1 protein-coding gene is annotated in these 795 nt (G+C 46.2%); it reads right to left on the reverse strand.

The window, feature by feature from the left end; translation table 11 throughout:
* On the reverse strand, positions 1-629 hold a 629-nt coding region (locus A3735_RS06170), incomplete at its 3' end, for an RluA family pseudouridine synthase (RefSeq protein ID WP_068637769.1).
* Positions 630-795: the final 166 nt, after the last annotated feature.

A 795-nucleotide genomic window follows, 5' to 3' on the forward strand; every position in this document is an offset into this window, starting at 1 on the left:
AAAGGTGTAGCACTTGAGAACTCCATAAAAGTTTTAGTCTTTGGCTGGTAGATACTTAAGTCTGTGGCATGTAGGCATAAACGGCTACTAGCCTTTAATGCCGACTCGTGAGCATAAAGCCCATCGCCCAATATTGGATGGCCGGTATATAGCATATGAACACGTAGTTGATGAGAGCGACCTGTTATCGGCGTGAGGATGACTCTCGATGCCTGTTCTGAGCGAGTCGTACATTGATAGAAGGTCTGAGCAGCTTTACCTTCATGTGAAATCATCTGTCGAGGCCGATTGGGCCAGTCGGTCTTCAATGGCTGATTAACTTCGCCACTTTCATCTTCCATAAAGCCATAAACCAAGGCTTCATAGCGCTTTTTGACTTCTCTGTCATGAAACTGCCTACTAAGCTCCCTGTGGGAATCCGCATCAAGCGCCAAGACCATCAAGCCCGAGGTTGCGCAATCCAAACGATGAACCACCCTGATAGTGGGAAATTGGTCTTGTAAGCGGCTCAGCAAGCAATCAGCTTTGTCGGGGCCTCTGCCCGGAACTGATAGCAAACCGGAGGGCTTATTAACCACCACAAGCTGTTCATCTGAATAAACAATCTCGATTTGAAAATCTGGACGCATTGGCTACAACTACCTAGTGACATTACTTTGATTTCATCAGAGCACTGCTGAAACTCCAAGCGAGCTATTATACACTGCCTACAACCCTATTAAGCCCTATAAATTTCTTAGACGATATTCTGATCAGGAGCGAATCTTCACATGAAGGGAAAGCTGCTCAGACCTT

Source organism: Oleiphilus sp. HI0061, from assembly GCF_001635675.1.